This is a genomic window from Stenotrophomonas sp. CFBP 13724 (assembly GCF_014841975.1).
Lineage (GTDB): Bacteria > Pseudomonadota > Gammaproteobacteria > Xanthomonadales > Xanthomonadaceae > Stenotrophomonas > Stenotrophomonas lacuserhaii.
Window position 1 is genome coordinate 882,493 of the sequence record NZ_JACYUW010000001.1, and the last position, 13,340, is coordinate 895,832.

The 13,340-nt window shown below is 64.2% G+C and carries 10 protein-coding genes and 2 tRNA genes; all 12 read left to right on the forward strand.

The window, feature by feature from the left end:
* Complete coding sequence (gene nuoI / locus IFT63_RS03820; RefSeq protein ID WP_042614967.1) at window positions 1–489, forward strand: NADH-quinone oxidoreductase subunit NuoI; 489 nt, start codon at window positions 1–3, stop codon at window positions 487–489.
* Between the two features lie 9 nt (window positions 490–498).
* A complete protein-coding gene (locus tag IFT63_RS03825) occupies window positions 499–1,170 on the forward strand; it encodes an NADH-quinone oxidoreductase subunit J (RefSeq protein WP_182657186.1) in 672 nt (223 codons plus the stop codon).
* The gene (gene nuoK, locus IFT63_RS03830) at window positions 1,167–1,472 is read left to right on the forward strand and encodes an NADH-quinone oxidoreductase subunit NuoK (RefSeq protein ID WP_042614969.1); all 306 of its coding nucleotides are present in this window, start codon (window positions 1,167–1,169) and stop codon (window positions 1,470–1,472) included. The genes IFT63_RS03825 and nuoK overlap by 4 nt, the downstream gene beginning before the upstream one ends.
* Before the next feature lie 7 nt (window positions 1,473–1,479).
* The gene (gene nuoL, locus IFT63_RS03835) at window positions 1,480–3,684 is read left to right on the forward strand and encodes an NADH-quinone oxidoreductase subunit L (protein WP_192083291.1); all 2,205 of its coding nucleotides are present in this window, start codon (window positions 1,480–1,482) and stop codon (window positions 3,682–3,684) included.
* Between the two features lie 23 nt (window positions 3,685–3,707).
* Entirely contained in the window at window positions 3,708–5,216 is a 1,509-nt protein-coding gene (locus IFT63_RS03840) for an NADH-quinone oxidoreductase subunit M (protein ID WP_042614971.1), read from the forward strand.
* 36 nt (window positions 5,217–5,252) lie between these two features.
* Window positions 5,253–6,713, forward strand: coding sequence for an NADH-quinone oxidoreductase subunit NuoN (gene nuoN / locus IFT63_RS03845; protein WP_192083292.1), 1,461 nt, complete (start codon window positions 5,253–5,255; stop codon window positions 6,711–6,713).
* Window positions 6,714–6,835: 122 nt separating this feature from the next.
* Window positions 6,836–6,912 (forward strand) — tRNA-Met (locus tag IFT63_RS03850).
* A gap of 627 nt (window positions 6,913–7,539) precedes the next feature.
* Window positions 7,540–7,616: transfer RNA gene (locus IFT63_RS03855), tRNA-Met, on the forward strand.
* A gap of 332 nt (window positions 7,617–7,948) precedes the next feature.
* Window positions 7,949–8,533: a ribosome maturation factor RimP gene (gene rimP, locus IFT63_RS03860; RefSeq protein WP_042613003.1), complete on the forward strand. Its 585-nt coding sequence runs from the start codon at window positions 7,949–7,951 to the stop codon at window positions 8,531–8,533.
* A 4-nt stretch (window positions 8,534–8,537) separates the two neighbouring features.
* Window positions 8,538–10,049 carry a transcription termination factor NusA gene (gene nusA / locus IFT63_RS03865; RefSeq protein WP_042613002.1) on the forward strand — a complete coding sequence of 504 codons (1,512 nt, stop codon included), beginning with the start codon at window positions 8,538–8,540 and terminating at the stop codon, window positions 10,047–10,049.
* Between the two features lie 92 nt (window positions 10,050–10,141).
* The gene (gene infB, locus IFT63_RS03870) at window positions 10,142–12,787 is read left to right on the forward strand and encodes a translation initiation factor IF-2 (protein WP_042613001.1); all 2,646 of its coding nucleotides are present in this window, start codon (window positions 10,142–10,144) and stop codon (window positions 12,785–12,787) included.
* Window positions 12,788–12,876: 89 nt separating this feature from the next.
* The gene (gene rbfA, locus IFT63_RS03875) at window positions 12,877–13,260 is read left to right on the forward strand and encodes a 30S ribosome-binding factor RbfA (protein ID WP_042613000.1); all 384 of its coding nucleotides are present in this window, start codon (window positions 12,877–12,879) and stop codon (window positions 13,258–13,260) included.
* The last annotated feature ends 80 nt before the right edge of the window (window positions 13,261–13,340 follow it).

Consider the following 13,340-nt stretch of genomic DNA (forward strand, 5'->3'; position numbering starts at 1 on the left):
ATGAACAGGATTACCCATTACTTCAAGAGCCTGCTGCTGCTGGAGCTGTTGGCCGGTCTGTGGCTGACGCTGAAGTACAGCTTCAAGCCGAAGTACACCATGATGTACCCGATGGAGAAGTTCCCGCAGTCCCCGCGCTTCCGCGGCCTGCACGCCCTGCGTCGTTATCCCAACGGTGAAGAGCGCTGCATCGCCTGCAAGCTGTGCGAAGCGGTCTGCCCGGCACTGGCCATCACCATCGATTCGGCCAAGCGCGAGGACGGCACCCGCCGCACCACGCGTTACGACATCGATCTGTTCAAGTGCATCTTCTGTGGCTTCTGCGAAGAAAGCTGCCCGGTGGACTCGATCGTGGAGACCCACATCCTCGAGTACCACTTCGAGAATCGTGGCGAAAACATCGTTACCAAGCCGCAGCTGCTGGCCCTGGGTGATCGGCTTGAAACCGAAATCGCCGAGCGCCGTGCCGCCGATGCCGCTTACCGCTGAGGTCGAGACATGGATTGGGTAAATATCGCTTTCTGGGTTTTCGCCATCGCAGCCGGTGTCTCGGCCGCGGCGGTGATCAGTGCGCGCAGCCCGGTCAACGCCGTGCTCTGCCTGGTGCTGACCTTCTTCTCCGTGGCCTGCATCTGGATCCTGGTCGGGGCTGAGTTCCTCGGCGTGGCCCTGGTGCTGGTGTATGTCGGCGCGGTGATGGTGCTGTTCCTGTTCGTGGTGATGATGCTGGACATCGACACCGACAACCTGCGCGAAGGCTGGGTACGTTACCTGCCGGTCGGGCTGGTGGTCGCGGTGGTGATGCTGGTGCAGATCGTCACCCTGATCGGCGTGCGGGGCAGGGCGGTCAACCCGTTCCCGGCCGACAACGCCGCTGCGCTGGCCGCTGACACGTCCAACATCACCTGGCTGGCGCGCAGCCTGTTCACCGAATACCTGCTGCCGTTCGAGTTCGCTGCGGTCATCCTGACCGTCGCGGTGGTCGCCGCCGTGATGCTGACCCTGCGCCATCGCACCGGCATCAAGACGCAGAACCCGGGCGAGCAGACCATGGTCAAGTCGCGTGACCGCCTCACCGTGGTCAAGATGGACGTCGACCAGCCGTTCGTGCACAGCAACACCAAGGCCGCCGTCGATATGCCGGCCGCTGGCGAGGAGACCAAGCCATGATCACGTTGGGCCATATCCTGGCGCTGGGTGCGGTGCTGTTCTGCATCAGCCTGGCCGGCATCTTCCTCAACCGGAAGAACGTCATCGTCCTGCTGATGTCCATCGAACTGATGCTGCTGTCGGTGAACATCAATTTCGTCGGGTTCTCGCGCGAACTGGGTGACACGGCCGGCCAGCTGTTCGTGTTCTTCATCCTCACCGTCGCAGCCGCCGAGGCCGCCATCGGCCTGGCAATCCTGGTGACCCTGTTCCGTACACGTCGAACGATCAATGTCGGCGAAGTCGATTCGTTGAAGGGCTGATTAACAGATGGAAATCACACTCGCCAAGAGTCTGTTGATCGCAGTGGTGCTTGCACCGCTGTTCGGCAGCATCATCGCCGGCCTGTTCGGTCGTCAGGTCGGGCGCCTCGGCGCGCAGACCATCACCATCCTCGGCGTGGCGGTCAGCTGCGCCCTGTCGATGTACGTGTTCTACCAGCTGTTGTGGGGCGGCGCGCAGCCGTTCAACGAGAACCTGTACACCTTCTTCGAAGTCGGCCAGTACTCGGCGCATGTCGGTTTCATGGTCGACAAGCTCACCGCCATGATGATGGTGGTGGTGACCTTCGTGTCGCTGCTGGTGCACATCTACACCATCGGCTACATGGAAGAAGACCCGGGTTACCAGCGGTTCTTCAGCTACATCTCGTTGTTCACCTTCTCCATGCTGACGCTGGTGATGAGCAACAACTTCCTGCAGCTGTTCTTCGGCTGGGAAGCGGTGGGCCTGGTGTCCTACCTGCTGATCGGTTTCTGGTTCAAGCGGCCGACCGCGATCTTCGCCAACATGAAGGCCTTCCTGGTCAATCGTGTCGGTGACTTCGGCTTCCTGCTCGGCATCGGCGGCGTGTTGTGGGTGTTCGGCACCCTCGACTACGCCACCGTGTTCGCCAAGATCATGGACCCGGAGCTGGCCAACGGTGCCATCCAGGTGTGGTCCGGTTCGATCGACCTGTTCGGCCTGCACACCATCCAGGTACTGGAACAGCCGGTTGTCTGGGCCAGCGCCACGGTGATCTGCATCTGCCTGTTCATCGGTGCGATGGGCAAGTCCGCCCAGGTGCCGCTGCACGTCTGGCTGCCTGACTCGATGGAAGGCCCGACCCCGATCTCGGCGCTGATCCACGCCGCGACCATGGTCACCGCCGGCATCTTCATGGTCACCCGCATGTCGCCGCTGTTCGAGCTGTCGCCGACCGCACTGAACTTCGTGCTGTTCATCGGTGCCACCACTGCGTTCTTCACCGGCCTGATCGGCATCGTGCAGAACGACATCAAGCGCGTCGTTGCGTACTCCACGCTGTCCCAGCTGGGCTACATGACCGTTGCGCTGGGCGTGTCCGCGTACTCGGCCGCGGTGTTCCACCTGATGACCCACGCCTTCTTCAAGGCGCTGCTTTTCCTCGGCGCGGGCTCGGTGATCATCGCCATGCACCACGAGCAGGACATGCGCAAGATGGGCGGCCTGCGCAAGTACATGCCGATCACCTTCATCACCATGTGGATCGGCACGCTGGCCCTGGTCGGCACGCCGTTCTTCTCCGGCTTCTACTCGAAGGACACCATCATCGAGGCCGCCGAGATCCACGCCCACATGTCCAGCAGCTGGGTCGCGACCTATGCCTACTGGGCGGTGCTGGGCGGTGTGCTGGTGACCAGCTTCTACAGCTTCCGCCTGTTGTTCCTGACCTTCCATGGCAAGGAACGCTTCCGCGACGTGGCCCACGACGGCCATGGCCACGCTGCGCATGCGCACGATGACCATGCCCATGCCGTCGACGCACATGCAGCCGATGCGCATGCCGACCACGGTCATGACGACCATGGTCACGGCCATGGCCCGCATGAGCCGCACGAGACCCCGTGGGTGGTGACGCTGCCGCTGATCCTGCTGGCGATCCCCTCCATCATCATCGGCTTCTTCAGCATCGGCCCGATGTTGCATGGCACCGACTGGGCCGGACACCACGCCCATGAAGGCATCAAGGGCCAGGCCACCAACTTCTTCACCGGCATCGTGGACTTCTACGACCCGGCCAAGAACACCGTGGGCTTCCTCGGCGAGCACTTCCATGGTCCGGTGGCGTTCGCGCTGCATGGCATGACCGCCTGGCCGTTCTTCCTGACCGTGGCAGGCTTCCTGCTCGCCGTGATCTTCTACCTGTGGAAGCCGGACCTGTCGGGCCGGGCGCGCAGGACCTTCGCGCCGATCGTGTCGGTGCTGGAAAACAAGTACGGCATGGACACGCTGTGGATCGACGGCTTTGCCGGCGGCAGCGTCAAGCTGGGCAGGGTGGCACGCTGGCTCGACACGAACATCGTCGACGGCACCGTCAACCTGGTCGCACGTGGGGCGGACGTGGCAGCCAATGTGCTGCGTCGTACCCAATCCGGTTTCCTCTATCACTACGCCTTCGCGATGATCATCGGCCTGATTGCCCTCCTGGGCCTGCTGATGCATTACCTGCGTTGATGACCTGTACGGAATAAGAAAACGTGTCGAACTGGCCCCTACTTAGTGTCCTCATCTGGCTGCCGATCATCGGTGGCGCCCTGGTCCTTGCCATCCGTGATGCGCAGACCGCCCGCTGGGCGTCGCTGGGTGTCGCGCTGCTGACCTTCGCCCTGAGCATCCCGCTGCTCACCGGTTACGACCCGGGCATCGACGCGCTGCAGTTCGTCGAAACCCGCGCCTGGATCCCGGCCTACGACATCGGCTACAACCTGGGCGTGGACGGCATCGCCATCGCGCTGATCGCGCTGACCACGCTGGTCAGCGTTCTCGCGCTGATCGGCGCCTGGAGTGCCATCGACAAGCGCGTGAACCAGTACGTGGCGGCCTTCCTCATCCTGGAAGGCGTCACCGTCGGCATCTTCGCTGCCACCGACGCGATGCTGTTCTACGTGTTCTTCGAAGCGATGCTGATCCCGATGTTCCTGATCATCGGTGTCTGGGGCGGCCCGCGCCGCATCTACGCCGCGCTGAAGTTCTTCCTTTACACCTTCCTCGGCTCGGTGCTGATGCTGGTGGCCCTGGTCTACCTGTACCTGAAGGGCGGCAGCTTCCAGCTGGCCGACCTGTATGCGCTGCAGTTGACCGCCACCGAGCAGACCTGGATCTTCTTCGCCTTCCTGATCGCTTTCGCGGTCAAGGTGCCGATGTTCCCGGTGCACACCTGGCTGCCGGACGCCCACGTGGAAGCCCCGACCGCCGGTTCGGTCATCCTGGCCGCCATCGCACTGAAGATCGGTGGCTACGGCTTCCTGCGCTTCAACCTGCCGATCGTCCCGGACGCCTCGATGGAATGGGCGTGGCTGGTGATCGCGCTGTCGCTGATCGCAGTGATCTACGTCGGCCTGGTCGCCCTGGTGCAGGACGACATGAAGAAGCTGATCGCCTATTCCTCGATCGCGCACATGGGCTTCGTCACCCTGGGTACGTTCATCGCCCTGTGGCTGGTGCGGGAAGCCGGCAATGCCGACGCCGCCCGCCTGGGCCTGCAGGGTGCGATGGTGCAGATGATCTCGCACGGCTTCGTGTCCGGTGCGATGTTCTCCTGCGTGGGCGTGCTGTATGACCGCATGCACAGCCGCCGCATCGCCGATTACGGCGGCGTGGTCAACGTGATGCCGTGGTTCGCCACCTTCGCGATGCTGTTCTTCATGGCCAATGCCGGCCTGCCGGGTACCTCCGGTTTCGCAGGCGAGTTCATGGTCATCATGGCGGCCTTCCAGCGTAATCCGTGGATCGCACTGGGCGCTGCCACCACCCTGATCATCGGCGCCGCCTACACGCTGTGGCTGTACAAGCGCATCTTCTTCGGTGAGGTGGCCAACGCCCACGTCGCCGAACTGAAGGACATCAACGGCCGCGAGTGGCTGGTGCTGGGCGTGTTCGCCATTGGCGTACTGGCCCTGGGCATCTACCCCAAGCCGCTGACCGACCTGATGGAGCCGTCGATCGCCAAGCTGGCGATGCAGATTGCTTCCAGCAAATTGCTCTGATCGGCCTGCCGAGCGAACTGATTCCAGGATTTGATAATGACCACCTCGCCGTTGCTGCCACTGACCGCTGCTGACCTGCCCCCGCTCGCTCCCGAGCTGGTGCTGGTCGCGAGCGCCTTCGCCCTGATGATCCTCGATCTGTTCATCAGCAAGCAGAACAAGCTGATCACCCATCTGTTCTCGCTCGCCGCATTGGCGGTGGTGCTGGTCATGCTGGCCACCGGCACGGGCGGGCAGGGGGAGGTCTTCCACGGCATGTTCGTGCGTGACACCGCTGCCGACGTGATGAAGGTGGTGATCGTGCTGTGCAGCGGGCTGAGCCTGGTGTACGGCTGGAGCTACCTGCGCGAGCGCGACCTGTTCCAGGGCGAGATTCCGGTGCTGGTGCTGTTCGCCACCGCCGGCATGATGATCCTGGTCTCCGCCGGCAGCCTGCTGATGGTCTATCTGGGCCTGGAACTGCTGGCGCTGTGCTCCTACGCGCTGGTCGCCAGCAACCGTGACAACGGCCTGGCCTCGGAAGCAGCGATGAAGTACATCGTGCTCGGTTCGCTGGCCTCCGGCCTGCTGCTGTACGGCATGTCGCTGATCTACGGCGCTACCGGTTCGCTGCACCTGGACGCCATCAACGCGGCCATCCCGCAGTCGGACGAGCGCATGCTGCTGCTGACCGGCGCGGTGTTCATGATTGCCGGCGTGGCCTTCAAGCTGGGTGCGGCGCCGTTCCACATGTGGCTGCCCGACGTCTACCAGGGTGCCCCGGCGCCGGTCGCGCTGTTCATCAGCTCGGCCCCGAAGCTGGCTGCGTTCGGCATGGCCTACCGCCTGCTGGAAGTCGGCGTGGGTCCGCTGTCGGATGAGTGGAAGCTCCTGATCGGTGGCCTGGCGGCGCTGTCGCTGGTGATCGGCAACCTGATGGCGATCGCCCAGCACAACCTGAAGCGCATGCTGGCCTTCTCCACCGTGTCGCACATCGGCTTCCTGCTGATGGGCATCGCCGGGGGTGGTTCGCAGGGCTATGCCGCCGCGCTGTTCTATGCGGTGAGCTACGCGATCATGTCGACCGCCGGCTTCGGCGCGATCATCGCGATGTCGCGCAACGGCTTCGAAGCCGAGAACATCAACGACTACAAGGGCCTGAACGCCCGCAACCCGTGGATGGCCGCGCTGATCCTGTGCATCATGGCCTCGATGGCGGGCATCCCCCCGTTCCTGGGCTTCTGGACGAAGCTGGCCGTGCTGGGCGCGGCGGTCAACGGCGGCATGCTGTGGCTGGCGCTGCTGGGTGTGATCTGCGCGGTGATCGGTGCGTTCTACTACCTGCGCGTGATCAAGGTCATGTACTTCGATGAGCCGGTGGGCGAGCCGCTGCCGCGCAACAACGACCGCGTGCTGGGCGTGGTGCTGGGCGTGAACGCGCTGGCGCTGCTGGCCCTGGGCCTGGCCTGGAACCCCATCATGGTGTGGTGCCAGCAGGCATTTGCACATATTTCATGAAAAACGATACAAAGCTGCGCAATTAGTGTAATATTCGTTTCCTGAGTTGTGACTGCAGCGGTTCTGCCAGAACATCGTTGCAAGACGCCTCCCTCGCGGGGCAGCAATTCGACCACTTCTGATGCGGGGTGGAGCAGTCTGGCAGCTCGTCGGGCTCATAACCCGAAGGTCGCAGGTTCAAATCCTGCCCCCGCTACCAAGACGAACAAGCGACTCCGGAAACGGGGTCGCTTTTTTCGTTATGGGGATTGGATGCGCTGGCCGCGCAGGCAGAAGCCAGACAACGGCAACGGCAACGGCAACGGCAACGGCGAAAGCTGCAGGGCTGCTGGTTGGGCGGGACGGGGTGGGTTGGCGGGAACCGCCGTGAATACGTCCGTGTAGGCTCGCCATCCGCATCCATGCGGATGAGCGTTCCCGCCAACCCACCCCGTCCCACCTCCGACAGGTCCCTGGGGGCCCGGGTAGCGCCGACCCATGGTCGGCGGATGGTTTCCGCCAACGGCCCGCTGCGCTCGCCGACCATGGGTCGGCGCTACCGCTTTTTTCTTTTTTCATACGCGGCGGGCGGCCACGGAACCTGTCAGGGGCCGGGCGGTGGGGCTGGGCGGGGGCGTTGAACGCCATGGATGGCGCGAAACGAGGCCCGCATGGATGCAGCTTTTGCCGTCCCCCGGCCAGCCCCATTACCCGGCCCCAAGCATGTAGCCTGCTGTAAGCCACCAGCCGCGGGGGGGGTCTCACCCGTTCGACCAACCAACCCGACAACGGAAAAGTGGAGCAGGGTTGCGCAGCGCAGCAGAATGCTGCATAATTGCGCTTCTGGTGCGGGGTGGAGCAGTCTGGCAGCTCGTCGGGCTCATAACCCGAAGGTCGCAGGTTCAAATCCTGCCCCCGCTACCAACTAGGCATCAGACGAGAGCGATTCCGGAAACGGGGTCGCTTTTCTCGTTTCAGGGGCTTCAAAGGCGCGCGCAGCTTGCACCAACCCGGTGCAAGGTCTATCATCAGCGGGCTGGCGGTATATCTGATGGTTGGCTCTGCATGGAGCGCGATCATCCCGCCACCGGCTTCGACCAGAAGCTGGGCTTCGCAGGGGATCGCGTCAGCGCGCCCTGCGGCCGGAATCCAATGACCGGATTTCACCGGACAAAGGGCCCAGTGGGCCCTTTTGCATTTCCGGAACGGGCCCGCCGCGGTCCGGATCTCTTCCACATTCAACAACAAGGCAGGCTGTGAGCGACAAGGCAACCGAAATCGCGAATCTGCTCGGCCCCACCGTCGATGCGCTGGGCCTGGAACTGCTGGGCGTCGAGTATCTGCCCGCACCCGGCGGCGCTACGCTGCGTCTGTACATCGACGTGCTGATCGCCGAGCAGGACGAGCGCACCATCAACGTCGAGGACTGCGAGCGCGTCAGTCGCGAAGTGTCCGCGCAGATGGACGTCGAAGACCCGATCAGCGGCAATTACACGCTGGAAGTGTCTTCGCCGGGCGTGGACCGCCCGCTGTTCAACCTGGCGCAGTTCGGCCAGCACCTGGGGCAGAACGCCAAGGTGCAGCTGAAGCTGCCGCAGGACAACCGTCGCCGCCTGCAGGGCCGGATCGATTCGGTCGATGCCGAGCAGGGCACGATCAGCTTCACCGTCGACAAAACCACCCTGGTGGTGTCGGCCGACAACATCGACAAGGCACGCATCATGCCCGACTGGGTGGCGCTGGGGCTGGCCCCGAGCAAGCCGACCGGTCCGGCCAAGCGTCCGAAGCCGACCAAAAATCCATCCAACGAGCCTGCGGCCAAGAAGCCGCGCGCGGAGTGAGCCAATGAGCAAGGAACTTCTGCTGGTAGTTGACGCGGTCGCCAATGAAAAAGGCGTGCCGCGTGAAGTGATCTTCGACGCGATCGAGGCCGCCCTGGCTTCGGCGGCGAAGAAGCGCTACCCCGACGAGGAAGTGCTGGCGCGCGTGGTCATCGACCACAAGGACGGCACCTACCAGACCTTCCGCCGCTGGGAAGTGGTGGCAGACGACGTGGTCATGGAGTCCCCGGACCGCCAGATCCGCCTGATGGACGCCATCGACGAAGCCGAAGGCGTCGACGTTGGTGACTACGTCGAAGAACAGATCGAAAACCCGGACTTCGGTCGCATCGCCGCCCAGGCCGCCAAGCAGGTCATCGTGCAGCGTGTGCGCGAAGCCGAGCGGCAGCAGGTCGTCGATGCCTGGAAGGATCGCGTCGGCGAGCTGATCACCGGTGTGGTCAAGCGCGCCGAGCGCGGCAACATCTTCGTCGACCTGGGCGGCAACGCCGAGGGCTTCATTCCGAAGGACAAGGGCATTCCGCGCGACGTGCTGCGTGCCGGTGACCGCGTGCGCGGCTACCTGGCTGAAGTGCGCTCCGAACCGCGTGGCCCGCAGCTGTTCATCAGCCGCGCCGCGCCGGAGTTCATGATCGAGCTGTTCAAGCTGGAAGTGCCGGAAGTCGGCCAGGGCCTGGTGGAAATCATGGCCTGCGCCCGCGATCCGGGCGACCGCGCCAAGATCGCCGTGCTGGCCCACGATACCCGTACCGATCCGATCGGTGCGTGCATCGGCATGCGCGGTTCGCGCGTGCAGGCGGTGTCCAACGAGCTCAATGGTGAGCGCGTGGACATCGTGCTGTGGAACGAAAACCCGGCCAACTTCGTCATCAATGCGATGGCGCCGGCCGAAGTGCAGTCGATCATCGTCGATGAAGACAAGCACTCGATGGACCTGGCTGTCGCCGAAGACCGCCTGGCCCAGGCGATCGGCAAGGGCGGGCAGAACGTGCGCCTGGCCAGCCGCCTGACCGGTTGGCAATTGAACGTGATGACCCAGGACCAGGTCACCGCAAAGTCCGAAGCCGAGCAGACCTCGGCCCGCCAGCTGTTCATGGACAAGCTGGAAGTGGACGAGGAAATCGCTGGCATCCTGGTCAGCGAGGGCTTCGGTACCGTGGAAGAAATCGCTTATGTACCCGTCGGCGAACTGCTGGCGGTGGAAGGCTTCGACGAGGACATCGTCGAAGAACTGCGCGCACGTGCCCGTGACGCGCTGCTCAACGAGGCGCTGGCCGTTGAAGAAGGCCTGGAAGACGGCGTTCCTGCCGACGACCTGCTCGCCCTGGAAGGCATGGACGAGGTTACCGCCTACGCCCTGGCCAGCCATGGCGTGCGCACCGGTGAGGACCTGTCGGACCTGGCTGCCGACGAGGTGGTTGAATTCGGCATCGAGGGGCTGGACCAGGAGCGCGCCGCGGCGCTGATCCTGTCTGCCCGCGCCGAGGAGATCGCCCGACTGGAACGCGGCGAATGAGCCGGCAATGAACAGGGCCCTGAGCCGATCAGGGCGTAGAATCCGCGCTACCTCCACAAACGGGGGGGCGCCCTCAAGATCATAGGATCCGAATGTCGCAGCAAACCACCATCCGCAAGCTTGCCGAACTGGTCAATACACCGGTTGAAAAACTGCTGGAACAGCTGGCGGGTGCCGGCATGAAGTTCAGCGGTCCCGAACAGGTCGTGACCAGCACCGAGAAGGTGAAGCTCCTGGGCTTCCTTCGTCGTGCCCACGGCAAGCCCGAGCAGGCCGTCGAAGAAGCCACCGAGGCTTCCAAGAAGATCACCCTGAACCGCCGCAAGCACCAGGAAGTGACGGTGAACGCGGGTCGCAGCAAGACCACCGTGAACGTGGAAGTGCGCCAGAAGCGCACCTACGACAAGGCGGCCGCGCGCATGACCCCGGATGAGGAGCGCGCCGACATCCTGCGCAAGCTGGAGGAATCCCGCCAGCGCAATCTTGATGAACAGGCAGCGCTGGCGGAGAAGGACCGCCTGCGTGATGAAGCCATCGTGCGCAAGCGCGAGGAAGAAGTTGCCGCCAAGGAACGGGCTGAAGCCGAGAAGAAGGCTGCTGAAGAAGCCGCCATCGCCGCCAAGGCCGCCGAGGCCGCTGCCGCCAGCCGTCCGGCTGCTGCGCGTCCGGCCGATGCCGCCCCGGCCGCCCCGCGTGCGGCACGTCCGCCGGCCGGTGGCCCGTCCGCGCCGCCGCGTGGCGCTGCACCGCCGCGTTCGGACGACCGCAACAACCGCGGTCCGGCACGTACCGATCGCCCCGGTGGCGATCGTTTCGCCGGCCAGATGCATCTGTCCGCCGCCGACCGTGCGCGCCGTGGCAACAGCAACAACAACAACAACCGTGGCCGTCCGGGCAGCCGTCCGCAGCCGGGTCGTCGCGACATGCGCGGCAGCCAGAACAGTGGTCCGCACGCCTTCGAGCGGCCGACGGCGCCGGTCGTGCGTGAAGTGGCGATCGGCGACAGCATCACCGTCGCCGACCTGGCGCAGAAGCTGGCCCTGAAGGGCGGCGAAGTGGTCAAGGCCCTGTTCAAGATGGGCGTCATGGCGACCATCACCATGAGCATCGACCACGACACCGCGGCACTGGTGACCGAAGAGCTCGGCCACGTCGTGGTCCGCGCTGGCAATGACGACGTCGAAGAGGCGCTGCTGGCCGCTACCGGTGAAGAGCGCGGCGAAGCCGTATCGCGTCCGCCGGTGGTCACCATCATGGGCCACGTCGACCACGGCAAGACCTCGCTGCTGGATTACATCCGCCGCACCAAGGTCGCCACCGGCGAAGCGGGTGGCATCACCCAGCACATCGGTGCGTACCACGTGGAAACGCCGAAGGGCGTGATCAGCTTCCTGGATACCCCGGGCCATGCTGCCTTCACCTCGATGCGTGCCCGCGGCGCCAAGCTGACCGATATCGTAGTGCTGGTGGTGGCTGCCGATGACGGCGTCATGCCGCAGACCAAGGAAGCGATCCAGCACGCGCGTTCGGCGAACGTGCCGCTGATCGTGGCGATCAACAAGATCGACAAGTCTGGCGCCGACCCGATGCGGGTGAAGAACGAACTGCTCACCGAGCAGGTCGTCTCCGAAGACTTCGGTGGTGACATCCAGATGGTGGAGATCTCGGCCAAGGCCGGTCTGGGCATCGACGACCTGCTGGAAGCCATTTCCGTGCAGGCCGAACTGCTGGAACTGAAGGCCGTGGCCGACGGCCGCGCCAGCGGCGTGGTCATCGAATCCTCGCTGGACAAGGGCCGTGGCCCGGTCGCGACGGTGCTGGTGCAGCAGGGTTCGCTGAAGAAGGGCGACTACCTGGTGTGCGGCATCCAGTACGGCCGCGTGCGTGCCCTGTTCGACGAAACCGGCAAGCAGCCTGACCAGGCCGGTCCGTCGATCCCGGTGCAGGTGCTGGGTCTGTCCGGCGTGCCGGAAGCGGGCGATGATTTCGTGGTGGTCGAAGACGAGCGTCTGGCCAAGGACGTGGCGCAGCAGCGCGAAACCAAGCGCCGTGAATCGCGCCTGGTGCAGTCCGCCGGCAGCCGCATGGAAGACATCATGGCCACGCTCGGCAAGGGCGAGGGCCAGCAGGTGCTCAACCTGGTCATCAAGGCCGACGTGCAGGGTTCGGTGCAGGCACTCAGCCAGGCGCTGGTGGGTCTGTCCAACGACGACATCCGCATCAACGTGATCCACTCCGGCGTGGGCGGCATCACCGAATCGGACGCCAACTCGGCGGTGGCTTCGAAGGCTACCGTGATCGGCTTCAACGTGCGTGCGGATGCTTCGGCCCGTCGCATCATTGAATCCAACGGCGTCGACCTGCGTTACTTCTCGATCATCTATGACGTGATCGACCAGGTGAAGCAGGTGGCTTCCGGTCTGCTGGGTGTGGAGATCCGCGAAGAGATCATCGGTATCGCCGATGTGCGCGACGTCTTCCGCAGCTCGAAGTTCGGCGCTGTCGCCGGCTGCATGATCGTGGAAGGCATCGTCAAGCGGAACAAGCCGATCCGCGTGCTCCGCGACAGTGTCGTGGTGTTCGAGGGCGAGCTGGAATCGCTGCGTCGCTTCAAGGAAAACGTCGACGAAGTCCGCAATGGTACCGAGTGCGGTATCGGCGTGAAGGCGTACAACGACGTCAAGCCGGGTGACCAGATCGAGTGCTTCGAGCGTATCGAAGTGCCGCGCACCCTGTAATGCTGCAAGGGACCGGGCCGAAAGGCCCGGTCCTGCTTCAAGGCATCACCGTTCACCGTGTCACCCCCCAAATTAAAGAGCCCTGCCGCGTGCCCAAGACTTTCCATCGAACCGACCGTGTTTCCGCCCAGATCCGCCGCGAACTTGGCACCCTGGTGCATAACGCCGTGCGCGAACACGGGCTGCCCTCGGTCAGCGTGTCCGATGTGGAAATCACCCGCGACATGTCCCATGCCAAGATCTTCGTGACCGCGCTTATGGCCGAGCGCTCCGAAGAAGCGATGAAGGGCCTGAAGGAACTGGCCTGGCACCTGCGCATGGAACTGGCGCGTGCGATGAAGCTGCGCCACGTGCCCGAGCTGCATTTCCATTACGACGATTCGGTCGATCGCGGTGAGCGCATCGACAACCTGCTGCGTGAACTGCCCGACACCGTCGCGGCGGAGAAGAAGCGCGAAGGCAACGAAGAGTAAGGATCCGCTGGCGCCGGATGAAGCCCGGCGATTGCCTGCATCACGGATCCTGCCCGCCGGGGACTGCTCGGCGCTACGAT

Excerpts from the sequence above, each read along its gene's own strand:
- nuoI (WP_042614967.1), top strand. The coding sequence starts at position 1 with ATGAACAGGATTACCCATTACTTCAAGAGCCTGCTGCTGCTGGAGCTG.
- nuoL (WP_192083291.1), top strand. The coding sequence starts at position 1,480 with ATGGAAATCACACTCGCCAAGAGTCTGTTGATCGCAGTGGTGCTTGCA.
- infB (WP_042613001.1), top strand. The coding sequence starts at position 10,142 with ATGTCGCAGCAAACCACCATCCGCAAGCTTGCCGAACTGGTCAATACA.
- nuoN (WP_192083292.1), top strand. The coding sequence starts at position 5,253 with ATGACCACCTCGCCGTTGCTGCCACTGACCGCTGCTGACCTGCCCCCG.
- nuoK (WP_042614969.1), top strand. The coding sequence starts at position 1,167 with ATGATCACGTTGGGCCATATCCTGGCGCTGGGTGCGGTGCTGTTCTGC.
- IFT63_RS03825 (WP_182657186.1), top strand. The coding sequence starts at position 499 with ATGGATTGGGTAAATATCGCTTTCTGGGTTTTCGCCATCGCAGCCGGT.
- nusA (WP_042613002.1), top strand. The coding sequence starts at position 8,538 with ATGAGCAAGGAACTTCTGCTGGTAGTTGACGCGGTCGCCAATGAAAAA.